This is a genomic window from Paenibacillus sp. FSL P4-0081 (assembly GCF_000758565.1).
GTDB lineage: Bacteria > Bacillota > Bacilli > Paenibacillales > Paenibacillaceae > Paenibacillus_AQ > Paenibacillus_AQ phytohabitans.
Genome location: NZ_CP009280.1, coordinates 800,652 through 825,839, shown reverse-complemented (window position 1 = coordinate 825,839; position 25,188 = coordinate 800,652). Strand labels below are relative to the sequence as shown.

Here is a 25,188-nt window from a genome sequence, read left to right as displayed (position 1 = left end):
GGCAGGGATTTGAATCTTTTGGTGGTTATAGTCGTCATTACGAAGAATGTTTGGACTTCCGGCCGCTGTTATATTTGGATTTCCTTGATTTGAACCGCTGTCCGCGGTAGAAATCCAAATATAAAGGCGAACGCTGACGCTCCTACAGTTCCAAAATTCCTCTTCATGACTCCAACCACCGGGGTCAAACCCGTGCCGCAAGCCGAAATTTCGCGCCTTGCACAGCAGCACTGTTTCGGCGCTGTGGGCGAAGCCCAGCGCCTCCAAGCGCACGGGGCGAAGCCGTGCGTGCCCTTTAGGCGACCGGCCCCCCGACTTTGCGTTAGCAAACAGGACGGGGGCGGGAGCCTCTAGCGCACGGGGCGAAGCTCGTGCGCATCCTTTAGGCGACAGAACCTCCGGATTTGCGGCAGCAAACAGGGCAGGTTCTGGAGCCAAGCCCGGCGGACAGCATGCCGCCAGGGCGCGCAGCGCCGTAAAGCGTGTCCCGGCCGTGCGCAGCACACAGGGACAAAGCGGGCACCCGCACCCACGCCCTCTTAGCAAGTTTAGAGCAAACTCCTACCACCAAACTTTCGGGTGGCCGGAGGGCAGCGCCCTCCGGAATCCCCCTTCGCAAGGGGGACTTAGGGGGATGGGCACCCTTTTAACAACTGCATCCGTCCTTCTCTTCCCCGCCGAAATCAACCTGTGTCGGGTAATCATTATCGAAGCAGGACAGGCATAGTCCGCCTTTGTAATCGTCACTATTATAGCCGCCGATGGACTGGATGAGTCCCTCTGGTGAAAGGAACGCAAGCGAGTCCGCATTGATCTCCTCGCACATCTCGGCGATTGTCTTATAAGAGGCGATCAGCTCGCGGCGGTCCGGGGTATCGATGCCATAGAAGCAGGGATTCTTGAACGGCGGCGAGGTGATCCGCACGTGAACCTCAGCCGCTCCGGCCTCGCGCAGCAGATTAACGATCCGGCGCGAGGTCGTGCCGCGCACGATGGAATCGTCGATCATGACTACACGCTGGCCTTCCACGACACGTCGCACCGCGCTGAGCTTCATCTTCACGCCTTGCTCACGCAGCTCCTGGCTCGGCTGGATAAAGGTCCGGCCGGTATACTTGTTCTTGATCAGTCCAAGCTCGTACGGGATGCCAGTCTGCTCAGCGTAGCCGATGGCTGCGGAGATACTGGAATCCGGCACGCCGGTTACGATATCGGCATCCACGAAGGCTTCGAGCGCCATCCGGCTGCCCATCCGCTTGCGGGCGGAGTGCAGGTTGGAGCCGTTCAGATCGCTGTCCGGCCGTGCGAAGTAGATGTATTCCATCGCGCACAGCGCTTTGCGTTTAGGCTCCGCGAAGCGGTCCTCCCGGAAACCATCCTTATCCAGCACGAGCAGCTCACCCGGCTCAATATCGCGTACCAGCTTAGCGCCGATGACTTCGAGTGCACAGGATTCGGAAGCGAAGACATAAGCTTCGCCCAGCCGGCCCATCACTAAGGGACGCAAGCCATGCGGGTCAGAAGCAACAATCAGCTTGTCGTTTGTCATCAGCAGGAAGGCGAAACCACCAACCAGCTGGGCCAGGGCATCCTTCGTGGCTTCGACAAAATCCTTCTGTGAACGCGCGATCAGATGCGCCAGCACCTCAGTGTCGCTGGTGGTCTGGAAGATCGAGCCGCCCTGCTCCAGCTGCTTACGGATCAGAGGTTCATTCACGATATTGCCGTTCGTGGCAATCGCGAGATCACCGTCACGGTATTTGAAGACCAGCGGCTGCGCATTGGTCAGCCGGCTGTCTCCGCTGGTCGAATAACGCACATGTCCGATAGACATATCTCCGATCAGCGAAGCGATCTTGTCTTTGTCGAAGACTTCCTTCACCAGGCCCATGCCGCGGTGGTAGTTGAAGTCCCGTCCATCCGCTACGCAGATGCCCGCGCTCTCTTCCCCGCGGTGCTGCAGGGCATGCAGGCCGTAATAGGACATGGAAGCGGCTTCCGGGTGTCCGAAGACCCCGAAGACGCCGCATTCTTCTTTTAACGTGTCAAAAATATCTCCCGAGCCCGTTCCTTCGTTGTAAAAGTCGCCGGTCCACAGGATAGGGGCTTCCTGCTCTTTCCCGGTCTTTATTTCATAAGACATGGAATAGCATCCTCCCAAATGGTCTTGAGTTCAGTAACTGCTTCATCCAGTGCAGCCGCGCCGTCCAGAGCAACACGCAGGCGGTCTCCGCCGACGGTTCCAATAATCTCTACAGGTACGCCGTATGCGGCAACCGCCGCTTTCAGTTCTTCCGCACGGTCAGGCGCAGAAGTCAGGATAATCCGGGATTGGCTCTCGCTGAACAGCGCCACATCTGGACGCAATCCGCCAGCGGACAGCTCAATATTTGCTCCGGTTTTGCCGCTGATACAGCTTTCTGCAAGCGCTCCGGCCAGGCCGCCTTCGGATAGGTCATGCGCCGAGCGGACCAGCCCGCTGCGGATCGCAGCAAGTACGGCATCCAGCAGCTTGCGTTCCGTTGCCAGATCGAGTTCTGGCGGACGTCCTTCAGTCACGCCGTGAACAGCATACTGGAATTCACTGCCGCCTAGCTCTGCCTTCGTAACACCGAGCAGCAGAATCGAATCGCCTTCCTGCTTGAAGGCCTGAGTTGTAATATGATCGGTATCTTCTACAAGACCCACCATGCCGACAACCGGTGTCGGATAGATAGCTCCTGAAGCATTTTCATTGTAGAGACTGACGTTACCGCCAATTACAGGGGTATCAAGCACACGGCAGGCTTCAGCCATACCGTCTACCGCACGTTCCATCTGCCAGAAGATTTCCGGCTTCTCCGGACTGCCGAAATTCAGGTTATCCGTAATCGCCAGCGGCTGGGCACCGGAGCAGACAATGTTACGTGCTGCTTCGCTGACGGCAATCCGCCCGCCCACTTCAGGATCGAGATAGACATAACGTCCGTTACAGTCCGTAGTCATCGCCAGAGCTTTGCGTGTGCCGTGGATCGTTACTACTGCTGCATCGGAACCCGGACGAACGGCCGTGCTGGTCCGCACCATATAATCATATTGGTTATATACCCATGCTTTGCTGGCTACTGTAGGTGATCCCAGTACGGTTCGCAAGGCGCCGCCCAGATCGGTTACTTCATCATAGCGAAGCGTATCCACCGCGGCATTCTCCTCATAGTAAGCAGGAACTGCCGATGGTTTGTTATAAATCGGACATTCATCAACCAGAGCTGTTACCGGCATGTCGCCGACCACTTCACCGTGATGGAACAGCTTCAGGCGGCCGTCATCCGTTACCTTACCCACTTTGCGGCAAATCACGCCCCAGCGGTCGAAGATTTCCTGTGCCTGTGCTTCATCCTTAGGCTCAACCACGAACAGCATCCGCTCCTGGGATTCGGAGAGCATCATTTCATAAGGCGTCATGCCGTCTTCGCGCTGCGGCACCTGATCCAGATACAGCTCCAGGCCGTTGCCCGCTTTGCTCGCCATTTCAGCACTGGAGCAGGTGAGTCCGGCTGCACCCATATCCTGAATACCAAGGACGATACCGCTGTCGATCAGCTCCAGGCAGGATTCCATAACCAGCTTCTCCATGAACGGATCGCCAACCTGAACCGCCGTCCGCTTCGCTTCTGACTCTTCACTAAGCTCAACCGAGGCGAAGGTCGCACCATGAATGCCGTCACGGCCTGTTGGAGGACCCACGTAGAATACGGGATTACCTACCCCTTTGGCGACACCGCGCTGGATTTTATCGTGATCTATCAGGCCCACGCACATCGCATTAACCAGCGGATTACCGTCATAGCTGTCATCGAACATGATCTCCCCGCCGACGGTCGGGATGCCGATACAGTTGCCATAGCCTGCGATCCCGGACACAACATGCTCGAACAGATATTTTACCCGGTCGCTCTCAAGCTTCCCGAAACGCAGGGAATTCAGCAGCGCCACCGGTCTTGCACCCATGGAGAAAATATCGCGGATAATCCCGCCCACCCCGGTCGCCGCGCCCTGATAAGGCTCAACTGCCGATGGATGGTTGTGACTCTCGATTTTGAAAACAACCGCCTGGTTGTCTCCGATATCAACAATCCCTGCGCCTTCGCCCGGTCCCATCAGCACCTTCGGTCCGCTTGTCGGGAAACGGCTGAGCAGCGGCTTCGAGTTCTTATAGGCACAGTGCTCAGACCACATCACGCTGAATACACCGATTTCTGTATAGTTAGGCTTACGTCCCATGAAGGAAGTAATGAGCTCATATTCGCTGTCCGATACACCGAACTGACTGTAGATTTTCTGCTCCGCGATCTGCTCTGCGGTCGGCTCCTTAGCGGATACTTGCTGCGTCATAACGATCCCTCCACGATGTAAGAATGGATGTGAACATCCGTTTGCCGTCTTCCGAACCAAGCAGGCTGTTCGCTGCACGTTCCGGGTGAGGCATCATACCAACCACATTGCCCGCTACATTGCTGACTCCGGCGATATCGGCGACTGAACCGTTCGGGTTGTCGCTGTAAGTGAATACGATTTGATTATTAGCTTTAAGCTCAGCCAGCGTCTCTTCATCACAATAGTAATTGCCTTCGCCATGCGCAATCGGAATAACGATTTCTTCATCCTGCGCATAGTCGATCGTAAACGGAGTTGTGTTATTCACTACCTTAAGCACCGTGTCATGACAGCGGAACTTCATCGACATGTTGCGGCGCAGAGCGCCTGGCAAGAGGCCGGCTTCGGTCAGGATTTGGAACCCGTTGCAGATGCCGAGCACGAATTTGCCCTGTTCCGCCGCTTTGGCCACTTCAGCCATCACCGGAGCGAACCGGGAAATCGCGCCGCAGCGCAGATAGTCACCATAAGAGAAGCCGCCCGGCACGAGAATGCAGTCATAAGCCGACAGATCTGTCGCCGTATGCCACACATAATCTACAGGTTCGCCGAGGCTGTCTTCTACTGCTTTGTAGCAGTCAATGTCACAATTGGAGCCTGGAAAGACAAGTACAGCAAATTTCATGACTTTTAGTCCTCCAATTCGTAGCGGTAATCCTCGATCACCGTGTTGGCCAGCAGCTTCTCGCACATATCCTTGAGGCGTCCTTCCGCTTCAGCGCGGTTGTCGGTATCGAGGGTCAGCTCCATATATTTGCCGATACGCAGACTTTCAACTTCCTGAAAACCTACGGAATGCAGCGCCCCTTGCACGGCTACACCTTGGGGATCGAGCACGCTTTTCTTGATGGTGACGTAGACTGTCGCTTTTAACATACGCTTGTAGTTCCTCCTAAAATTTAATGAGCTGGACTGGGTACCTGGAATGAAAACTTACCGTAACTCAACATTACAACGATGTGCTAACCTCTAACGGTGAGCTGCAACAACTCACTTCACTGCGGGCAGCTAACTTAACTGCATAATGTACAGCTATAATCTCAATATCTTCTGTGATAACAACTATAGTTGCATTTCGTACAGCTATTTCTCTGAAAATCTGCTTTTCAGGCCATTTCACACATTTTAGTTGTATCAGATACAGTTAAAGAGCAAATGGCATCTTTTTCGGGCAAAATAACTGCAGAGAATACAATTAAAAGTTGGCTGCTGCTGGTCGGAACAGGCGTATCATATAATCTATAAGGACTTACCGGTAAGGCGGTGATAAATGTCCAGGTACCGGCGTGAGGTCTCTTCCACCACTTCAACCGGCAGCGGATCCGGCGTGCTATTCTTATCCCAGGAGGATGCCGAAAGGTAAGTCCGTACAGGTTCCTTATCCATGCTGTCGATCTCGATATCCAGCGCGTATTTGTCCTTGGCCCAGAAGCGGGAAGCATCCGGTGTGAAAATCTCGTCAATCAGGATGACCTTGCCGTCCAGCAACCCGAACTCGAATTTGCAATCAGCGAGGATGATGCCGCGGTCTTTACAATATTCTCTGGCAAAAGCGAACAGCTTCAGGCTCTTCTCCTTCAGCTCCAGTGCAAGCTCCGCGCCAATCAGCTCCTGCATCTGCTCAAAAGGAATGTCCTCATCATGGCCAACATCATTCTTTGCTGCCGGTGTGAAAATCGGCTCGGTCAGCACCGCATTCTTGCGCAGCCCTTTGGGGAGCTCGATGCCGTTCACTTTGCCGGTCTCCTGATACTGCCGCCAGCCGCCGCCGGTAATGCAGCCGCGCACGACACATTCGATATCAATCCGCTCTGCTTTGCGGACAACCATGATGCGGTTCTTCAGCGCTTCGCGGTCCCGCACAATATCCCCGAGCCGGTCCACGTCGATATGAACCACATGGTTCTCAATAAGCTCCTTGGTCTGACCGAACCAGAACGCGCTAAGCCGGTTAAGCACATTGCCTTTGTCCGGCACTGCCGGGTCCAGCACGTAATCAAATGCGGAAATGCGGTCCGTAACGACAATCAGTACCTCATCCCCCAAATCGTACAGCTCACGAACCTTACCTTTGTAGAGCAGCGGTGCATTTACGAGTTCCACGGCAGTGGATACGGCCGTTGATGTCATGACCTTTCCTCCCTTGAACAAATGATCTTGCTTATATTTGGGCTAAAAGCGCCTGGGACGCTGTCATTCTCCGCTTTGCCTTTGAGATATGAACTGAACGGCTAGCTAATCGGTAACACTACAAAAAATTTTGGACTTCCGATCGCTGTTATCCTCAGATTTCCTGATTTAAACCGCTGACCGCGGTAGAAATCCGAGGATAAAGGCGAACGCTGACGCTTCTTCCAGTCCCAAAATTCCTCTCCGTTCCTTATTAACTGGCCTATTCCATTCAATTCTGCAGCTACTCGCTCCAGAACAACAACTCCCCTTCGCTCCGCCCATATCTTCTCCAGCTCATCAGTTCACCACTGACTCACCTTTTTTAATTAGATAAGCTCCAGTTTGCGGAAGATGGTGTCCACATGCTTGAGGTGCCAGGAAGGATTGAACGCATCCTCGATCTCTTCCGGACTAAGTACGGCTGTGATTTCCGGTGTAGCTTCAACGATGTCACGGAACTGGGTTTGTTCCTCCCAGGCCTGCATCGCACGCGGCTGCACGGTGTCGTAAGCCTGCTCGCGGCTGAAGCCTTTGTCGATCAGCTTCGTCAGGATGCGGCCGGAGAACGGAACACCGAAGGTGCGGTTCATGTTGCGCTTCATATTGTCCGGGAACACGGTCAGGTTCTTCACGATATTGCCGAAGCGGTTCAGCATATAGTTCAGCAGCATGGTCGCATCCGGCAGGATGATCCGCTCTACCGAGGAATGCGAGATATCGCGTTCATGCCACAGCGGCACGTTTTCGTATGCTGTAACCATATGGCCGCGGATCACGCGTGACAGACCGGAGATATTCTCGCAGCCGATCGGGTTGCGCTTATGCGGCATAGCGGATGAACCCTTTTGACCTTTGGCAAAAGCTTCCTCCACCTCGCGGATCTCACTCTTCTGCAAAGCGCGGATTTCAGTAGCGAACTTGTCCAGCGAAGTGGCGACCAGTGCCAGCGCAGCCATGTATTCAGCGTGACGGTCACGCTGCAGCGTCTGCGTGGAGATCGGTGCCGGGCTGGTGCCCAGCTTGCGGCAGACAAATTCTTCAACGAACGGGTCGATATTGGCATAGGTGCCGACAGCCCCGGAGATTTTGCCGAATTGGACGCCGCTCGCCGCATGACGGAAACGCTCCAGATTACGCTTCATTTCCTCATACCACAGCGCCATCTTGAGTCCAAAAGTCGTCGGCTCAGCGTGTACGCCGTGTGTACGGCCCATCATCGGGGTATCCTTGTAAGCTACTGCTTTATCTTTAAGAATCTCAATGAACCGGATAATATCCTGCTCCAGAATTTCGTTGGCCTGACGCAGCAGGTAGCCGAGCGCCGTATCGACAACGTCCGTGGAGGTCAGTCCGTAATGCACCCATTTGCGTTCTGCACCCAGGCTCTCCGATACTGCACGGGTAAAAGCAATCACATCATGACGCGTTTCCTGTTCAATTTCGTCGATCCGCGCGATGTCGAATTTGGCGTCCTTGCGCAGCTTCGCGGCATCCTCATGCGGGATCACTCCCAGCTCGGCCCAAGCCTCACAGGCGCAAATTTCAACTTCCAGCCACGCGTTAAATTTATTTTCTTCGGTCCAAATGGCCCGCATCTCAGGTCTGCTGTAACGTTCGATCATAGCTTGTCAGTTCCTCCAAAAGTTAGTTTGCTCTACCCAGGACAGGCCGTCTCCGGTGTCCTTGCAGAGCAGGTTGATATGGCCCATTTTGCGGCCGGTCTTGCTCTCAGTCTTGCCATATATATGAAGCTTAGGGGATACCCCAAGCCGGTTTGATTCTTCATCCGCACTGCAGGCCGCCTGAATGGCGCCCTCCAGATGCTGGCCGAGCACATTCACCATGACTACAGGCGTAAGCAGCGTAGTGTCGCCCAGCGGCAGATTGCAGATCGCCCGCACATGCTGCTCGAACTGCGAGGTTACGCAGGCATCCATTGTATAATGCCCGGAGTTATGCGGGCGCGGAGCCAGCTCGTTAACGAACAGCTCTCCGTCCTCCGTCACGAACATCTCCACAGCCAGCAGTCCAACGGCATCCATGCCGGACACAATCTGCTCGGCCAGCTCGCAGGCCCGCCGCTGAATCTCCTCCGGCACCCTGGCGGGTACAATCGAGAGATGCAGGATATTGTCTACGTGTATGTTCTCGGCGGGCGGGAAGCTCTTGACTTCACCTGACGCGCTGCGGGCGGCTATGACCGAAATTTCGCATTGGAAGGCGATAAATTTCTCCAGCACCAGCTCGGGTGCATGTGGCCTGGCCTCGGCAGCGTCTTTCGCTTCAGCCGCTCCCGGCGAGTCGGGCGAAGCCGCTACCCCGCTTGCTTGCGGTGCTGGAGCCGCCGCTCCCGGTGCTACCTGCCGGAACGCTGCTGCCAGCTCTTCCGGCCGGCGGATGACGGCTTGTCCCTTGCCGTCGTACCCCCCTGTGGCTGTCTTCAGCACACAGGGCAGGCCCAGCTCGGCAGCCGCGGCCTCAAGCTCCGCCAGGCTGCCGACCTTGCGGTACGGGGCAACGGGCACGCCCGCCGCCTCGATGGCCACCTTCTCGCGCAGCCGGTGCTGCGTCGTATACAGCAGCGCGCTGCCCTGCGGCACGTACGATTCCTCCGTCAGCAGCGCGGCTACGCCCGCGTCGACGTTCTCGAACTCGTACGTGATCACGTCCGCGCGCTGCGCCAGCTCACGCGCCGCGTCCCGGTCGTTGTACGCCGCAATAATCTGCGGCGTAACCTGCCCGCAGGGCGCATCCGGCGCAGGGTCCAGCGCCACGAAGCGGTACCCCATGGCGCTGCCGGACAGCGCCATCATGCGCCCGAGCTGCCCGCCGCCGAGCACGCCGATCGTCGCGCCGGGCAGCAGCGTCCGGGGCGTTCCCGCCCCTGGTGCTTCAACAGCACCAGCGGCTGCCTCCTCCCGGCGCTCCATTCTCTCAGCTCCAGCTTGATCCCGCTCTGCTCGTTGCTGCTCCAAGTTCTCTAAGCCTCCGGTCTTCGACTCCACCGGTCTCATAGCGTCTCGCTGCTTTCCAGCACTTCGCGCTGGATCGCCTCGCGCCGCAGCTGCACCTTTCTCGCCACCTCCGGCTCGAAAGCACCGATGATCTGCGCAGCCAGCAGCCCTGCATTCGTAGCTCCGGCACGGCCAATGGCTACCGTGGCTACCGGGATGCCAGCCGGCATCTGCACAATCGACAGCAGCGAGTCCAGGCCGTTCAACGCCTTGGACTGCACAGGCACCCCGATGACCGGCAACGTAGTTTTGGCTGCCACCATACCCGGCAGATGCGCCGCACCGCCCGCTCCGGCGATAATCACCTTCAAGCCGCGCTCCACCGCTTCCTCGGCATAACGGAACATCAGATCCGGCGTGCGATGTGCCGAGATGACCTTTTTCTCATAAGGCACACCCAGCTCCTCAAGCACAGCACATGCATGCTCCATAGTTTCATAGTCCGATTTGCTGCCCATAATGACACCTACTTGCACAGACATTGTTCACCCAGCCTTCCGTTTCCCTTTATTGATATTCCTTGGATTTAAGTGTGTCCCATTTCCCTCTAGTTTCCCATAAATCCGAAAAAAATAGCCCGGATTCCAGACGCATTTTGCTGCGGGTGGACCCGGACTACTAAGGAATTAGGAGAGTACTGCTCCGGCATCTGCAGATACCCGGCCTTTAAGAGAGCCGGCGCAGAGCACACCCCCGGTATATGCGGCGGCGGCTGGCCGTTTCAGTCATCCTATTTCCTCGTAGTCCGGCAATTTACGGTTACCGGGTAGAAACTTCCGGGCCCTATCCCCGGTTTTATACGAGCTCTTCATAGGTTCAGTTTAACAATGCCCTACACTTCGTGTCAACTTAAACACGAACATTGTCATATCATGTCTCTCAAATGTTCGCTTTTGGGCACATTTAATTTTCTTATTCCGCCTATTCCGGCCATCTCCGCAGAAAAAAAGGGGAACGCCTAAGCGCTCCTCTGCAAGTATCTCTATTATTTAACAACCAGCACCGGAATGCGCGCGCTTTGCACTACATTGTGGCTGACGCTGCCCAGAACGAACTCCCGGATTCCGCCAAGCCCGCGGCTGCCGATAACGATGACATCCACCGTGTGCTCTTTGGCATAAGCCAGAATCACTTCGGCAGGCGATCCCTGCAGCAATTCTACAGTAGCGTTCAGGCCTTCGGCTTCCAGCCGGCTTTTCACTTCATCCGTAGTCTGGACCGCGAGGTCATAATAATCCTTGTTCACTGATGCCGGCAGAGGCGCGAGAGCTTCCCCGATGAAGAACCGCGGGAATTCAAATGCGTGTACGACGTACAGGGAGGACCCTGGAGTTACCTTGGCCAGTTCAATCGCACGTTCCAATGCCTGATTGGAAGCCTTCGAACCGTCATAGGCTAGCAAAATTTTAGAGAATAACATATACGCCACCTCTTTCTATTGTGTACAGCCTTAGCCAAACTACAAGAAACTTAACTCAAAAAATATCCATACAGCAGGATATTCAGCAGCAGCAGCAGCGGAATTCCAATCCTGAAGGAAGTATGCCTCGTCTTGTGGCGCTTGCGGTACATGGCAATCAGCACACCCAGCGCGCCGCCCATGAACGCGAGCAGAAACAGTGTTTTCTCCGGCACCCGATCCCGTCTTTTGCGGGCCTTGTTCTTGTCTTCCGACATCACTACATACCCGATAATATTGATCAGTGCGAACCACAGCAATACAACCTTGACCATCCTTCCGGCCCCTCCTCCTTGCATCCTATCTACTCTCTATTATATTACCCTTTTCGGCAAAAAACCAATAAGTTCCCCCACAAAGTGAGGTTTTGGCGCAGGTGATCACTCAGGTACTTTGCGGGGACCCCTTCTATTACAATAAACCTAACCCTGCCTGCCAAGTATCCGCCGCTCTTGTCTGCTCCCTGTGCCCGGTTCCCCGGCCTCTCTGATCCATAGCCAGGACAACACTGCAGCAAGCAGCGCCGCAATTCCGCCAAGCCAGAAACCGCCGGTCAGTCCATACGCCGCACTCATCCATCCTGCAACAAATGGTCCCCCTGACATCCCTATGGCATACACCGCCTGATAGAAGCCCATAGCCGTTGCCCGTTTGAACGGAGCGACTCCCGACACCGATTTACCCAGCAGCAGCGGGAAAATAAGACCCTGCATGAAGCCGTTCCCAATCTGCGTTGCACAGAGAGCGGCTAGAGTAGGCATAGAGGGAATCAGCAGCGTGAATACCGCACTCCCGGCAAAACCCAGCATTAACGTCCCCCGGTCCCCAAGCCATTTGCCGAATAGACGTGAGCCGTACAGTGTGGCAATCGCATGCGGCAGCATGAAAGCCAGCGTCAGCCAGCCGAGACTCTCTTTGCTCGCACCGATATCCAGCGCCTGATTCGGCGTATAGCCGAACATCGTAATGAACAGTACACAATGTGCCAGCACGGACAAAAGCGAGACCTTGACCAGCAGCGGTTCCCGGACTACTCCGGCAAGATCTTTTATCTGAATCGCATTCCGCTTCTCCTGCTTCTGTTCAGGCAGACGTAGTGCAAGCAGCAGCGCAGCCGCCGCCACAATCCCACCGATAATAAACGGAGTGTTCCAGCCCCAGTGATCGACCATATAGCCGCTGATCATCATACTGGTCAATTGGGCAATAACCGTCGTGAACTGCAGCATGCCCATCGCTTTACCAGCCTCTTCTTTCGGAAAATACCCCGCGAACATCACCGAGTACACGACCCACGCAGAGGCCGCAATCCCTGAGACGGCACGTGCAGCCAGCGCCCAGCCCGGATGTGCACCAGCCAGGAACAGCAGACAGCTTGCTCCGCTGGCGATCAGCCCCAGATAAATAAACGGCCGCCGCCGGTTAAGATAATCCGAACCGATCCCGATCGGCAACCGGAACAGAATCTGCATCAGGCCGTATACGCCCAGCACCGCTCCTACCATGACATATGAAGCTCCCAGATGCTCGACATACGGAGACAACACAGGCACATAGATATAAGAAGAGAACCAGAACATAAAGACAATCACCAAAAAGAAAAACCGGCTGCCCCCCCTCTTGCCTGAGCCTTGTACCGATTGAATTTGATCCTCTTGTTGCTTAGCCGCCGCCACTTCATCACCCGCTCCACTATATTTGCCGGAACCCTAATAGCCCTTCCAGCTTCAATCTCCTAAGTAAAACATATCTGCCGCCCCTTGGACAGCCTTCGTAAAGTAACATTACACTTAATCTGCAGTTTCACACCAGCCGTATCCTATTTTTCCATAAACACAACAAAACCACCGGATGCTCCGGCAGTCTTGTTGTTCTCGAAGCATTCCCTCTCTGGAAGGGAAACTAACTTCTATATAACAGAGCTTAGAATAAACATGCTGCTCTTACGTTAACTAGTCTTACGCTTGTATCTTGGTTTGTATCTTCGTTTGTATCTTCGTTTGTATCTTGGGTTTTATCTTGGCTTGTATCTTCGTTTGTATCTTGGCTTGTTTCTTGGCTTGTTTCTTGGCTTGTTTTTTGTTTTATCTTTGTTTCATCTTCGTTTTATCTTTGTTCTATCTCCGTTTGTATCTTCGTTTGTATCTTGGCTCTTAGTTTGTTGCTCACTTCATTTAAGTCACTCACTTCATTTAATGCACTGTTGCCCTTACACTTTAGGCTTTTTTATTTCCCCTTCTGCTTGGCTTCCATCGCTGCCTTCAACAATTCACCAAGGTTAGAGCCGCCGGCGCTTTCCGGCTTGCTGTACTGCTGGACCAGCTTCTGCTGTTCACGTTTGTTGATATGTTTGTGGTCCTTATCCATCGTCTCCGTAATCCCGCAGCCGAGGCACTGCACATACATCCCTGCCTTGCCTTCCTTAAGCTCCATCTTCTTATGGCACTGCGGACAGCGGCGGTTCGACAACTGCTTCTCCCCTGCCCGGGTATAGCCGCAGTCCTCTTTGGGGCAGACCAGCAGCTTACCGCGTTTGGTCTTCTTCTCCAGCATTCTTGTCCCGCATTCCGGACAATGGCTGTTAGAGACATTATGCGGCTTGTATTCCGCCCCGCTGTTCTTGACCCCGGACACCAGCTCCTGGGCCATACTGCGGATGCCCTGCAGAAAAGGCTCCGGACGCCCTTGCCCGCGCGCGATCTTCTCCAGCTCCGCTTCCCAGCGTGCCGTAAGCTCCGGAGTGCGCAGCTGTCCTGAGACCAGTCCGATCAGCTGCTTGCCTTTGCCGGTCGGATGCAGCAGATTACCCTGCCGCTCAATCGTATCCGAGCTGACCAGCTTCTCGATGATATCCGCACGGGTTGCCGGTGTTCCCAGCCCGTACTTCTCCATCTGCGTCAGCAGCGAAGCTTCATTATAACGCTTCGGCGGCTGCGTCCGGCCGGGCTTGATGATGCAGCGCTCAATTTTCACGCTGTCGCCCTCCCGCAGTTCCGGCAGCTTCACACTGCCCGCTGCAGGCTCGTCGCCCGCGTTCTCATCCTCCTCATCCGAGCTCATATCCCCGCCATAGACTTCGCGCCAGCCCGCGTCCTTAACCGTAGTGCCTTTAACCTGGAACGTTTCTCCCTCCACGCTCACCGTCACAGCCACTGCATCATAACGTGCCGGTGGATAGAACAGGCTGATGAACCGCCGTACAATCAGATCATACAGCTTCCGTTCTTCTGCACTTAACAGATTAAGCAATACCGTCTGCTCTGTTGGAATAATTGCGTGATGGTCACTGACCTTACTGTCGTCAACAATCCGTTTCGTAACCAGCAGCGTTTTGCGCAGTAGCGGTCTAGCGAGGGCCGCATACGGTCCGACTGCTACGCTGTCCAATCTTTCTTTTAGCGTACCGGTCATATCGGCAGTCAGGTAGCGGCTGTCCGTACGCGGATAAGTAACCAGCTTATGCTGTTCATACAGTTTTTGCAGCAGGCTTGAGGTTTGTTTGGCCGAAAAGCCAAATTTACGGTTTGCATCCCGCTGCAGCTCCGTCAGGTCATAGGCCAGCGGATGGGGTTCGCTTTTCTCGCTTTTGTGCACCTTGGTAATCCGTCCGCTGCGGCCGGTCAGCTTCTCCTTCAGGATACCCGTCTTGTCTCTATCAAAAATCCGCCCGTCCCCGCCCTGCGCACGCCATCCCGCCTGGAAATTGCCGAAATCGGCAGTCAGCTGATCGTATTCCTGGGAACGGAAGCCCGTAATTTCATTTTCCCGGTCCATAATCATGCCAAGCGTAGGTGTCTGTACACGTCCTGCCGAGAGCGGCGCACCGAACTTACAGGTTAAGGCGCGTGTAATGTTCAGCCCGATCATCCAATCCGCCTCTGCTCGGCAGCGGGCAGACTCATACAACCGGTCGAAGTCCTTGCCCGGCCGAAGCGCGGCGAAGCCTTCTTTAATCGCCTTATCTGTCTGCGAGGAAATCCATAGCCGCTTGAACGGCTTCTTCCACCCAGCCACATTCATGATCCAGCGTGCCAGCAGCTCACCCTCACGCGCAGCATCCGTCGCAACGATCAGCTCCTCAATATCCTGCCGTTTCATCAGCTGTTGTACCGCTTTGTATTGCTGGCTGGTCTCCCGCAGCACCTTCAGCTTGGCCTTCTCCGGAAGAATCGGCAAATCCTCCAACGCCCAGGTAGCATATTTATTGTTATAGTCCTCAGGCTCAGCCAGGCCAACCAGATGCCCCAAAGCCCAGGTAACCACATATTTCGGCCCCTCCATATAGCTCTTTTGCTTATTTCCGCAGCCCAGCACCCGGGCAATCTCCCGGGCAACCGATGGCTTCTCCGCCAGTACCAGTACCTTCATAATTCTCTCCCCTCCATATCAACAATTTATTATACCACGGGATAAAAGACCGCAAATATCATCAGGCTGATTTCACTTCATTTCAGATAAACTAGAATTATTCCCCAGCCGAAAGGAGTCACAGCCAATGCTCACAACAGAACCGTATAATGTTATATCAGTAGGTGTAGTATCCGTATCCGGATCACAGCACAACCTGCGTCTCGAGATTAAACCTCAATACAGACCTGCCTTGAAGGGGCTGGCTGATTTCAGCCACTGCCAGATTCTCTGGTGGATTCATGAATTTGCAGACAATGCCTTCCGGCGTACTACGCAGATTGAGCCTCCATATGAGGCTCCGGTAACGGGTGTATTTGCCACACGTTCTCCCGTACGCCCTAATCCTATTGGCCTTTCTGTGGCCGAAATTGTGTCCGTTGATGTTGAACAGGGAATTGTTGAGGTTACCGGACTGGATGCCTATCCGGGGACGCCTGTGCTCGATATCAAAGCCTATTTTCCTGCTACCGACCGTGTCCGCCATGTCAGGGTTCCTGTATGGGCTGCCTCCTGGGGGGAGTGGGCTCTAGAGTAAACTATTACGAGGAGAGCGCTCATGACTAACTGCAAGCTTATTCTGCAAGCGATTGAGTACATTGAATCCAATCTGAAGCAACCATTGTCTGTCCTGACCCTCTCCAGAGTGAGCGGTTACTCGCTGTATCATTTTATCCGGCTGTTCCAGGGGGTTACCGGGCTGACACCCGGCGACTATATCGCAAGACGTCGAATTTCCGAGGCTGCACGTGAGATTCTGAGAACGCCTGACCGCAGCTTCCAGGATATTTCGCTGGATTATTCCTTTAACGATTATGAGACCTTCACCCGTGCCTTCAAAAGATTGCTCCATACCACCCCCACCTGTCTCCGCCAAAAATCAAATCCGGACATCCCTCTGCTGCTGCATCCTATACGGGGAATGGATCTGCCGCACTGGACTGTCCACAACACCGGATCTCCGGAAATCATTGAGCTTGGGGAAATCAGACTTCAGGGACCGTTTATTACGGTTAACAACGATCCTTCTATTATAGGTGCAGCTTGGGAACAGCTATTCAGCGGTATCGCCTCTATTCCCTGCCGTAAGCTTCCGGAGAGGTATTATCAGCTTGGTTATTGGCCGGATAACTATGAGGATAGCGGCATCTCTTTTCTCTGTGCCTGTGAGTTGAACGCATCATCGCCTTTACCATCCGGCACTACATTTCGGGCAAACAGAGGACAAGCAGATAGCAATCTTCCCGTCCACATCCTGCCACCAGCGCGTTATCTTAAATTTCTGCATAAAGGTCCCTCAGCAGAAGTCTCCGCTACATACAAATATATATATGGCGTATTTCTGCCCGGAACTGATTATCGCCTAAACCTCACTTATGAATTTGAATATTACGGTGCAGGTTATCTTGGCCCGGATAATCCGGACTCGGTAAGTGAGATCTACATTCCTTTAACTTTGCTTTGAATACAAACAAGTCCGCCTCTGCAGAGCAGACGCGGACAAGAATACAGTTCATTTTACACATAACTAATTTTCTGATTTAAGGAATTACTATAGTGGTCTCAAGTTCTTTATAATAAGTTTTTAACCTATCACCATTACCATCCAGCAAGAGATTGAATTCACTATCAAAAGTACAAGTATACGGTCTAACCGTAACCGTCTTTGGTTTTTGCGGGAAGACGTCATATATATTATCCAGAATAGGATGCCGAAGTGCTTTGCCCATCCCATACCCCATCTGCCGGGGATTGATCACATTGCCGGCATCATCCACAAGCTCATAGAATACCTCAGTTGGAGCATATTCTCCTGTCTGCTCCGGTGAGGCAGGCACTTCTCCTTCACTGGTTATGATCAACCTCATGGTAACAGGTGTGATGTCGAGGTTCTTGACTCTATAATGGAAGGAGCCCCTGCTTGCACCTTGATCCGGAGTAAGGTTGATTATCCCCTCCGTTACCTTCTTCACCGTTACCTGGAACTCGAAAGGCTCTGCGATCTGAGCAACAGGCACCTGGATATCCACCTTGAATTCGTCTCCTAAGGCTGCTGTGTTCCGCAGATTATTCAGCTCTAATAGAAGAGTATGAGGTTGTCCATGTACGTCACCTGTTGAAGCGGAGCCGAAGCTCACAGGCTCCCCTGATGGCAGGGTAACGACCGGCCAGCCCACCATCCCTTTGGTCGATTGATCAAAATCATGGGTTTTATGATCAGTAATTTGCGCCTGAACCCGTTCATCCATAACTCCCTCTCTTTTAAATCCAAAAGCCAAACGGGTACCGTCATAAAATACTTCTATAACACTTAATGTAACTCCATCCTTTGTAACGCTCATGTTAGGTGAAGTAGTCAGGCCCTTTTCCGCCGCCAATTTCAAACCAGGGTCCTCCATGTGCTTGAATATACTGCTGAATACGGGGAATTGACTCAATGTATCGGCCCACACAGGGGAGATGAATCCTGCTGTTACTGTACCTAACCCGATCATTACGGCCACACATGCGGATGCTAACGTCTTTTTAAACAATTTACCGCCTCTTTTTATCTCCATATGCTCAATACGGTTCATAATTTGCTCATTATAGCTGTCCACAGGGAATTGAACCTTTCCGATGCTGCTGCGAATCTGCTCCAACATTTGCTTCTCAGTTTGATTCTGCCACTTCTCCACGAGTGCATCCTCCTTCGTTCGCTTTTTGCTGGATCAGTTTTCTCCGGAGCCGTTCATACTTCTTGCGGAGCGCCGCTGAACTCCTCCCGGTAATTTGCGCAATTTCTTCGAAGCTGTATTGTTCAATGACACGCAGGATCAACAAACTGCGCTCCTCCGAAGTTAGGTCTCCGAATATTCTGTCCACAGGCGAATCGTCTGGAGACTCAGGAGCTTCCCGTACCAGCTGCAATTTATAAAGTGACATTAATCGGTTGCGGCGCTTATTCCTGCGAAGCTGGTCCAGGCAATGATGATAAGCTACCTTATATAACCACGCTGAAAAAGAGACACGCTTCTCATAACGCCCAAGCTCCTGATACACCTTCACAAATATATCCTGCACAGCATCCTCTGCTTCTTCACGGCTCCTCAAAATATAATAGCAATATGTATATATTTGCCGTTCATATGCAGTTATCACTGAAGTAAAAGCATGCTTTTCACCTGCACGCACCTTATCAATTGCTTCTTCAATTCGTTTTGGATTCACTTGGCCCCCGGGGTTGCCTTGCTCCAAAAGAATCACCTCCATTTTCCTTTTACACCTGTATAACGAATGCCAACTGCTTATTTGTGACATCACGAAATGGGCCGGATACGAAAAAAAGGCAGTTCTCTGAAAACAGAGTGGCTGCCATAAGAAGATATTACATTTAAGACTGTTCTTGTTAAAGGTTTATCTCTCAAACCTTAGACAAGCTTCAAAAAACACCTTGTCGCCGCCTTGGCCGCGTACATATATTCCTTCTTCAGTCCGCGAAGACCGTAAAATGCTAATTTCCTCACCATACTGGGCTTCCTGCGCATAGGTTATGTGAAGACCGGTAAGCTCCAGCTCTTCCCATTCCTCCAAAGTCAGCGCATCGCAGCATAAATCTACATACCTTGCATTGTTAAGGTGCCCGTTGTTATCGAGCCCGCTATACCTTACTTGATAGCGATAGGCTTCCTGCAGAGAAAGATCAGCGGGAATCACTACTTTGTCCGGGAGGCTTCCTACCGAATCCTCCAGAAAAGGCTCTACAGCAATGGGAAGGGCTGAAGGACGAAGGATCTTTCGCTTATCCATATCCACAAGTGCCCAGATTGAGCGTGCCGCCGCCAGTTCTACAGCATTACTATCAAAAATCCGATAATCCCGCTGCCAGAGCGCTCCTTTGTTTCCTTTACTCCAGGTACGCACATTAAGAAGCTCGTTAGGCGACGGTAAACGTCGAAGATCCAGATCGAGTGTGATAACCATCCAGCCCATTCTTGCATTAAGCATTGTATCAATACTTAGACCCAGGCTGCTTACAGCCGAATCCGCAGCACGCTGCATAATATCAAGAAGAAAGGAGAGCTTGCCTCTTGACCGAAAATCAGTGTCACTTGCATGAACCATAAATTCCTCTGTCCACAAAAGGTTGCCGTGCTTGTCCATAACTTTACGCTCCTTTACGCATTCATCCACAATTCCCTCTGTTGTATCCACATTATCTAATATGATATCCACATGAATTGGGGAGTAATTGTTAAAAAATATAATCTATCCACATGTGTATAAGTTTTCATTTCTTTCTATTTACCACCGAATTATACACAAGCTATGCACAAAATGCACAAGCAGTACCAGAAATAGGGCCCTAAGTAATTGTAATACTATTCTCTAAAGGACACAAAAAAGCCATTGTCGATTACTCAACAATGGCTTCATGTGCTTGGCGGCGTCCTACTCTCCCAGGACCCTTCGGTCCAAGTACCATCGGCGCTGGAGGGCTTAACGGTCGTGTTCGGGATGGGTACGCGTGGAACCCCTCCGCTATCGCCACCAAACATGCGTCTGTGAAACAGACGCTGCCGCTTGAAATTCGGTTCATCACGGACGTGTGAATGAATTTCATGGCGTACAGGCTTGATCACCTGAAAACTGAATCCGAAACGAATCTGCGCTCTAAGAATTTGGATAAGCCCTCGACCGATTAGTATTGGTCAGCTCCATGCATTGCTGCACTTCCACCTCCAACCTATCTACCTCGTCGTCTTCAAGGGGTCTTACTAGTTGGGAAATCTCATCTTGAGGGGGGCTTCACGCTTAGATGCTTTCAGCGCTTATCCCGTCCGTACGTAGCTACTCAGCCATGCTCCTGGCGGAACAACTGATGCACCAGCGGTACGTCCATCCCGGTCCTCTCGTACTAAGGACAGCTCCTCTCAAATTTCCTGCGCCCACGACAGATAGGGACCGAACTGTCTCACGACGTTCTGAACCCAGCTCGCGTACCGCTTTAATGGGCGAACAGCCCAACCCTTGGGACCTACTTCAGCCCCAGGATGCGATGAGCCGACATCGAGGTGCCAAACCTCCCCGTCGATGTGGACTCTTGGGGGAGATAAGCCTGTTATCCCCAGGGTAGCTTTTATCCGTTGAGCGATGGCCCTTCCATGCGGTACCACCGGATCACTAAGTCCGACTTTCGTCCCTGCTCGACTTGTAGGTCTCGCAGTCAAGCTCCCTTATGCCTTTGCACTCTGCGAATGATTTCCAACCATTCTGAGGGAACCTTTGAACGCCTCCGTTACTCTTTAGGAGGCGACCGCCCCAGTCAAACTGCCCGCCTGACACGGTCCCCGTACCCGATTAGGGCACTAGGTTAGAACCTAGATACGATCAGGGTGGTATCCCAACGGCGCCTCCGCAGAAGCTTGCGCTCCTGCCTCAACGGCTCCCACCTATCCTGTACAGATCGTACCCAAATTCAATATCAAGCTGCAGTAAAGCTCCATGGGGTCTTTCCGTCTTGTCGCGGGTAACCTGCATCTTCACAGGTATTAAAATTTCACCGGATCTCTCGTTGAGACAGCGCCCAAGTCGTTACGCCATTCGTGCGGGTCAGAATTTACCTGACAAGGAATTTCGCTACCTTAGGACCGTTATAGTTACGGCCGCCGTTTACTGGGGCTTCGGTTCACAGCTTCGGATTGCTCCTAACCACTCCCCTTAACCTTCCAGCACCGGGCAGGCGTCAGCCCGTATACTTCGCCTTGCGGCTTCGCACAGACCTGTGTTTTTGCTAAACAGTCGCTTGGGCCTTTTCACTGCGGCCCCCTCGGGCTATTCACCCTACCGAGGCACCTCTTCTCCCGAAGTTACGAGGTCATTTTGCCGAGTTCCTTAACGAGAGTTCTTCCGCGCGCCTTAGAATTCTCTTCTCGCCTACCTGTGTCGGTTTGCGGTACGGGCACCTTCTCCTGGCTAGAGGCTTTTCTTGGCAGTGTGAGATCATGACCTTCGCTACTACAATTTTCGCTCCCCATCACAGCCCAGCCTTATCGATGTGCGGATTTGCCTACACATCAGCCTCACTGCTTAGACGGACATATCCATCAGTCCGCGTCACTACCCTCCTGCGTCACCCCATCGCTCATAGCGGATTACGGTGGTACAGTAATTTCAAACTGTTGTCCTTCGACTACGCCTTTCGGCCTCGCCTTAGGTCCCGACTTACCCTGAGCGGACGAGCCTTCCTCAGGAAACCTTGGGCTTTCGGCGGATCAGATTCTCACTGATCTTTTCGTTACTCATACCGGCATTCTCACTTGTATGCTGTCCAGCGCTCCTTACGGTACACCTTCAACCTGCATACAACGCTCCCCTACCCCAGATACAAAGTATCTAGCCATAGCTTCGGTGGTGTGTTTAGCCCCGTTACATTTTCGGCGCAGAGTCACTCGACCAGTGAGCTATTACGCACTCTTTCAATGGTGGCTGCTTCTAAGCCAACATCCTGGTTGTCTGTGCAACTCCACATCCTTTCCCACTTAACACACACTTGGGGACCTTAGCTGATGGTCTGGGCTGTTTCCCTTTTGACAATGGATCTTAGCACTCACTGTCTGACTCCCGGCAAGAAGTTAATGGCATTCGGAGTTTGACTGAGCTTGGTAACCCTTGCGGGCCCCGCACCCAATCAGTGCTCTACCTCCACCACTCCATTCACCGAGGCTAGCCCTAAAGCTATTTCGGGGAGAACCAGCTATCTCCGAGTTCGATTGGAATTTCTCCGCTACCCCCACCTCATCCCCGCATTTTTCAACATGCGTGGGTTCGGGCCTCCAGTGCGTGTTACCGCACCTTCACCCTGGACAGGGGTAGATCACACGGTTTCGGGTCTACGTCTACATACTCAATCGCCCTATTCAGACTCGCTTTCGCTGCGGCTCCGGCTTCTCACCTTAACCTTGCATGTTAAACGTAACTCGCCGGTTCATTCTACAAAAGGCACGCCATCACCCATAGATCGGGCTCTGACTTTTTGTAAGCACACGGTTTCAGGTTCTATTTCACTCCCCTTCCGGGGTGCTTTTCACCTTTCCCTCACGGTACTGTTTCACTATCGGTCGCCAGGTAGTATTTAGCCTTAGCAGATGGTCCTGCTGGATTCATACGGGGTTTCACGTGCCCCGCACTACTCGGGATCCGTCTCGGAGAGAACACAGTTTAGGCTACAGGGCTTTTACCTCTATCGCGGGCCTTTCCAGACCTCTTCGCCTACCATATTCCTTTGTAACTCCATGTGAGACGTCCCACAACCCCAAGAGGCAAGCCCCTTGGTTTAGGCTGTTCCGCGTTCGCTCGCCGCTACTGACGGAATCACTATTGTTTTCTCTTCCTCAGGGTACTTAGATGTTTCAGTTCCCCTGGTCTGCCTCTGCGTATCCTATGTATTCAGATACGAGTAACTGCGAATTACCACAGCTGGGTTTCCCCATTCGGACACCCCCGGATCAAAGCTTGCTTACAGCTCCCCGAGGCAGTTTCGTTGTTCGCCACGTCCTTCGTCGGCTCCTGGCGCCTAGGCATCCTCCGTGTGCTCTTATTAGCTTAACCGTCACTCCGGTGTTTCGCTTGCTTGCTCATCTTGTTTTGAATGCCGCTCATGGATTGCTCCATTCACCAACACATTCAAAGCCAAAGGTCGCTGCACAATCGAAAACCTTCGTTCTGCACTAATAACTATTTCAACTTGCTTACACAAGTTTCAGCTAAAAGATGTTCTAAAACGCAAATTCGTTTCGGTATCCAGTTTTCAAGGATCAAGTGTCTTACTTGAGAGTTTGAACTCTCAAAACTGACCAACGAGTGAGTAACAGGCCTAAACCTGAGTTGTGGAAGCTTACGCTTCCGATTTGAATGTCACCGTTGCAGGTGACGATTCTCCATAGAAAGGAGGTGATCCAGCCGCACCTTCCGATACGGCTACCTTGTTACGACTTCACCCCAATCATCTACCCCACCTTCGGCGGCTGGCTCCCTTGCGGGTTACCCCACCGACTTCGGGTGTTGTAAACTCTCGTGGTGTGACGGGCGGTGTGTACAAGACCCGGGAACGTATTCACCGCGGCATGCTGATCCGCGATTACTAGCAATTCCGACTTCATGCAGGCGAGTTGCAGCCTGCAATCCGAACTGAGACCGGCTTTGCTGGGATTGGCTCCACCTCGCGGTTTCGCTTCCCGTTGTACCGGCCATTGTAGTACGTGTGTAGCCCAGGTCATAAGGGGCATGATGATTTGACGTCATCCCCACCTTCCTCCGGTTTGTCACCGGCAGTCACTCTAGAGTGCCCAGCACTACCTGCTGGCAACTAAAGTCAAGGGTTGCGCTCGTTGCGGGACTTAACCCAACATCTCACGACACGAGCTGACGACAACCATGCACCACCTGTCTCCGATGCTCCGAAGAGGGGCACTATCTCTAATGCTTTCATCGGGATGTCAAGACCTGGTAAGGTTCTTCGCGTTGCTTCGAATTAAACCACATACTCCACTGCTTGTGCGGGTCCCCGTCAATTCCTTTGAGTTTCAGTCTTGCGACCGTACTCCCCAGGCGGAGTGCTTACTGTGTTAACTTCGGCACCAAGGGTATCGAAACCCCTAACACCTAGCACTCATCGTTTACGGCGTGGACTACCAGGGTATCTAATCCTGTTTGCTCCCCACGCTTTCGCGCCTCAGCGTCAGTTACAGCCCAGAAAGTCGCCTTCGCCACTGGTGTTCCTCCACATATCTACGCATTTCACCGCTACACGTGGAATTCCACTTTCCTCTTCTGTACTCAAGTCACCCAGTTTCCAGTGCGACCCCAGGTTGAGCCCAAGGTTTAAACACCAGACTTAAATGACCGCCTGCGCGCGCTTTACGCCCAATAATTCCGGACAACGCTTGCCCCCTACGTATTACCGCGGCTGCTGGCACGTAGTTAGCCGGGGCTTTCTTCTCAGGTACCGTCACTCCGGTAGCAGTTACTCTACCGGACGTTCTTCCCTGGCAACAGAGCTTTACGATCCGAAAACCTTCATCACTCACGCGGCATTGCTCCGTCAGGCTTTCGCCCATTGCGGAAGATTCCCTACTGCTGCCTCCCGTAGGAGTCTGGGCCGTGTCTCAGTCCCAGTGTGGCCGTTCACCCTCTCAGGTCGGCTACGCATCGTCGCCTTGGTGAGCCGTTACCCCACCAACTAGCTAATGCGCCGCAGGCCCATCCCCAAGTGGCAGATTACTCCGCCTTTCATTCTCTCTTCAGGAGAGGAAAGAAATTATCCGGTATTAGCTACCGTTTCCGGTAGTTATCCCAGTCTTGAGGGCAGGTTGCCTACGTGTTACTCACCCGTCCGCCGCTAAGCATGAATGGAAGCAAGCTTCCATTCAAACTCCGCTCGACTTGCATGTATTAGGCATGCCGCCAGCGTTCGTCCTGAGCCAGGATCAAACTCTCCAAATTGTATTTAGAAAGAGCGATTGCTCATTTTGAAACATCTGACGAGAATTTTCATTCTCTATTTTGGAAGTCACTTTCGTGATTTCCGATACTCACTCGTTGTTCAGTTTTCAAAGATCAAGCTCGTTGTCAGCGCCGACTACCGCGTCACCAGCAACTCTTATAATATATCACGTTCATTCGAGTAATGCAAGCTTTATTTTGAAATCACTTATTTAAGCCATTTCTTATTAAGTTTGC

General features: G+C 53.0%; 17 protein-coding genes, 3 rRNA genes and 1 riboswitch. Of the genes, 2 read left to right on the top strand and 18 right to left on the bottom strand.

Annotation, left to right across the window (positions count from 1 at the left end; genetic code table 11):
- Positions 1-646: 646 nt before the first annotated feature.
- The 12 genes from purF to P40081_RS03605 form a co-directional block, all read right to left on the bottom strand.
- Positions 647-2,143: an amidophosphoribosyltransferase gene (gene purF, locus P40081_RS03660; protein WP_042140723.1), complete on the bottom strand. Its 1,497-nt coding sequence runs from the start codon at positions 2,141-2,143 to the stop codon at positions 647-649.
- Positions 2,128-4,374 (bottom strand): phosphoribosylformylglycinamidine synthase subunit PurL, encoded by a 2,247-nt coding sequence (gene purL, locus P40081_RS03655; RefSeq protein WP_042133403.1) that lies wholly within the window; start codon positions 4,372-4,374, stop codon positions 2,128-2,130. Before purL ends, purF begins: the two co-directional genes overlap by 16 nt.
- Entirely contained in the window at positions 4,352-5,041 is a 690-nt protein-coding gene (purQ, locus tag P40081_RS03650; protein WP_039298250.1) for a phosphoribosylformylglycinamidine synthase subunit PurQ, read from the bottom strand. Before purQ ends, purL begins: the two co-directional genes overlap by 23 nt.
- A 5-nt stretch (positions 5,042-5,046) precedes the next feature.
- Positions 5,047-5,292, bottom strand: a complete 246-nt coding sequence (gene purS / locus P40081_RS03645; protein WP_039298247.1) for a phosphoribosylformylglycinamidine synthase subunit PurS — start codon at positions 5,290-5,292, stop codon at positions 5,047-5,049.
- A gap of 363 nt (positions 5,293-5,655) precedes the next feature.
- Complete coding sequence (locus tag P40081_RS03640) at positions 5,656-6,546, bottom strand: phosphoribosylaminoimidazolesuccinocarboxamide synthase (protein WP_042133399.1); 891 nt, start codon at positions 6,544-6,546, stop codon at positions 5,656-5,658.
- Positions 6,547-6,914: 368 nt separating this feature from the next.
- Positions 6,915-8,210 (bottom strand): adenylosuccinate lyase, encoded by a 1,296-nt coding sequence (gene purB / locus P40081_RS03635; RefSeq protein ID WP_042133396.1) that lies wholly within the window; start codon positions 8,208-8,210, stop codon positions 6,915-6,917.
- Between the two features lie 6 nt (positions 8,211-8,216).
- Positions 8,217-9,518, bottom strand: coding sequence for a 5-(carboxyamino)imidazole ribonucleotide synthase (locus tag P40081_RS03630; protein ID WP_042140722.1), 1,302 nt, complete (start codon positions 9,516-9,518; stop codon positions 8,217-8,219).
- Positions 9,519-9,598: 80 nt separating this feature from the next.
- Positions 9,599-10,084, bottom strand: a complete 486-nt coding sequence (gene purE / locus P40081_RS03625; RefSeq protein ID WP_042133394.1) for a 5-(carboxyamino)imidazole ribonucleotide mutase — start codon at positions 10,082-10,084, stop codon at positions 9,599-9,601.
- 239 nt (positions 10,085-10,323) lie between these two features.
- Positions 10,324-10,425: riboswitch (purine riboswitch) on the bottom strand.
- 162 nt (positions 10,426-10,587) lie between these two features.
- The gene (locus P40081_RS03620; protein ID WP_042133392.1) at positions 10,588-11,022 is read right to left on the bottom strand and encodes a universal stress protein; all 435 of its coding nucleotides are present in this window, start codon (positions 11,020-11,022) and stop codon (positions 10,588-10,590) included.
- Positions 11,023-11,072: 50 nt separating this feature from the next.
- Positions 11,073-11,336: a DUF1294 domain-containing protein gene (locus P40081_RS03615; protein ID WP_039310312.1), complete on the bottom strand. Its 264-nt coding sequence runs from the start codon at positions 11,334-11,336 to the stop codon at positions 11,073-11,075.
- 147 nt (positions 11,337-11,483) lie between these two features.
- Positions 11,484-12,737 carry an MFS transporter gene (locus tag P40081_RS03610; protein ID WP_052421655.1) on the bottom strand — a complete coding sequence of 418 codons (1,254 nt, stop codon included), beginning with the start codon at positions 12,735-12,737 and terminating at the stop codon, positions 11,484-11,486.
- A gap of 550 nt (positions 12,738-13,287) precedes the next feature.
- Positions 13,288-15,429 carry a DNA topoisomerase III gene (locus tag P40081_RS03605; RefSeq protein ID WP_042133389.1) on the bottom strand — a complete coding sequence of 714 codons (2,142 nt, stop codon included), beginning with the start codon at positions 15,427-15,429 and terminating at the stop codon, positions 13,288-13,290.
- Positions 15,430-15,556: 127 nt separating this feature from the next.
- Between P40081_RS03605 and tsaA the strand changes: the two genes are divergently transcribed.
- Together tsaA and P40081_RS03595 are read left to right on the top strand one after the other, a co-directional pair.
- On the top strand, positions 15,557-16,006 hold the full coding sequence (gene tsaA / locus P40081_RS03600) for a tRNA (N6-threonylcarbamoyladenosine(37)-N6)-methyltransferase TrmO (protein ID WP_042133388.1): 450 nt from the start codon (positions 15,557-15,559) through the stop codon (positions 16,004-16,006).
- A gap of 21 nt (positions 16,007-16,027) precedes the next feature.
- The gene (locus tag P40081_RS03595; protein WP_042133385.1) at positions 16,028-16,933 is read left to right on the top strand and encodes an AraC family transcriptional regulator; all 906 of its coding nucleotides are present in this window, start codon (positions 16,028-16,030) and stop codon (positions 16,931-16,933) included.
- A gap of 76 nt (positions 16,934-17,009) precedes the next feature.
- Here P40081_RS03595 and P40081_RS03590 read toward each other — a convergent pair whose 3' ends face one another.
- The 6 genes from P40081_RS03590 to P40081_RS03565 all read right to left on the bottom strand — a co-directional run bounded on the left by P40081_RS03590 (position 17,010) and on the right by P40081_RS03565 (position 24,951).
- Entirely contained in the window at positions 17,010-18,044 is a 1,035-nt protein-coding gene (locus tag P40081_RS03590; protein WP_197074325.1) for a DUF4179 domain-containing protein, read from the bottom strand.
- Between the two features lie 76 nt (positions 18,045-18,120).
- Positions 18,121-18,768 carry an RNA polymerase sigma factor gene (locus P40081_RS03585; RefSeq protein ID WP_231575392.1) on the bottom strand — a complete coding sequence of 216 codons (648 nt, stop codon included), beginning with the start codon at positions 18,766-18,768 and terminating at the stop codon, positions 18,121-18,123.
- A gap of 96 nt (positions 18,769-18,864) precedes the next feature.
- Positions 18,865-19,611: an acyl-[acyl-carrier-protein] thioesterase gene (locus tag P40081_RS03580; protein ID WP_042133381.1), complete on the bottom strand. Its 747-nt coding sequence runs from the start codon at positions 19,609-19,611 to the stop codon at positions 18,865-18,867.
- Positions 19,612-19,886: 275 nt separating this feature from the next.
- Positions 19,887-20,003: ribosomal RNA gene (gene rrf, locus P40081_RS03575) — 5S ribosomal RNA — on the bottom strand.
- Between the two features lie 126 nt (positions 20,004-20,129).
- Positions 20,130-23,058, bottom strand: a 23S ribosomal RNA gene (locus tag P40081_RS03570).
- 335 nt (positions 23,059-23,393) lie between these two features.
- A 16S ribosomal RNA gene (locus tag P40081_RS03565) occupies positions 23,394-24,951 on the bottom strand.
- Together the 16S, 23S and 5S rRNA genes form the textbook arrangement of a ribosomal RNA operon.
- Positions 24,952-25,188: the final 237 nt, after the last annotated feature.

Bases quoted from the DNA above. Each gene is read 5' to 3' on its own strand.
- purF (WP_042140723.1), bottom strand. From the start codon at position 2,143: ATGTCTTATGAAATAAAGACCGGGAAAGAGCAGGAAGCCCCTATCCTG.
- purL (WP_042133403.1), bottom strand. From the start codon at position 4,374: ATGACGCAGCAAGTATCCGCTAAGGAGCCGACCGCAGAGCAGATCGCG.
- purQ (WP_039298250.1), bottom strand. From the start codon at position 5,041: ATGAAATTTGCTGTACTTGTCTTTCCAGGCTCCAATTGTGACATTGAC.
- purS (WP_039298247.1), bottom strand. From the start codon at position 5,292: ATGTTAAAAGCGACAGTCTACGTCACCATCAAGAAAAGCGTGCTCGAT.
- P40081_RS03640 (WP_042133399.1), bottom strand. From the start codon at position 6,546: ATGACATCAACGGCCGTATCCACTGCCGTGGAACTCGTAAATGCACCG.
- purB (WP_042133396.1), bottom strand. From the start codon at position 8,210: ATGATCGAACGTTACAGCAGACCTGAGATGCGGGCCATTTGGACCGAA.
- P40081_RS03630 (WP_042140722.1), bottom strand. From the start codon at position 9,518: ATGGAGCGCCGGGAGGAGGCAGCCGCTGGTGCTGTTGAAGCACCAGGG.
- purE (WP_042133394.1), bottom strand. From the start codon at position 10,084: ATGTCTGTGCAAGTAGGTGTCATTATGGGCAGCAAATCGGACTATGAA.
- P40081_RS03620 (WP_042133392.1), bottom strand. From the start codon at position 11,022: ATGTTATTCTCTAAAATTTTGCTAGCCTATGACGGTTCGAAGGCTTCC.
- P40081_RS03615 (WP_039310312.1), bottom strand. From the start codon at position 11,336: ATGGTCAAGGTTGTATTGCTGTGGTTCGCACTGATCAATATTATCGGG.
- P40081_RS03605 (WP_042133389.1), bottom strand. From the start codon at position 15,429: ATGAAGGTACTGGTACTGGCGGAGAAGCCATCGGTTGCCCGGGAGATT.
- tsaA (WP_042133388.1), top strand. From the start codon at position 15,557: ATGCTCACAACAGAACCGTATAATGTTATATCAGTAGGTGTAGTATCC.
- P40081_RS03595 (WP_042133385.1), top strand. From the start codon at position 16,028: ATGACTAACTGCAAGCTTATTCTGCAAGCGATTGAGTACATTGAATCC.
- P40081_RS03590 (WP_197074325.1), bottom strand. From the start codon at position 18,044: ATGAACCGTATTGAGCATATGGAGATAAAAAGAGGCGGTAAATTGTTT.
- P40081_RS03585 (WP_231575392.1), bottom strand. From the start codon at position 18,768: ATGTCACAAATAAGCAGTTGGCATTCGTTATACAGGTGTAAAAGGAAA.
- P40081_RS03580 (WP_042133381.1), bottom strand. From the start codon at position 19,611: ATGGACAAGCACGGCAACCTTTTGTGGACAGAGGAATTTATGGTTCAT.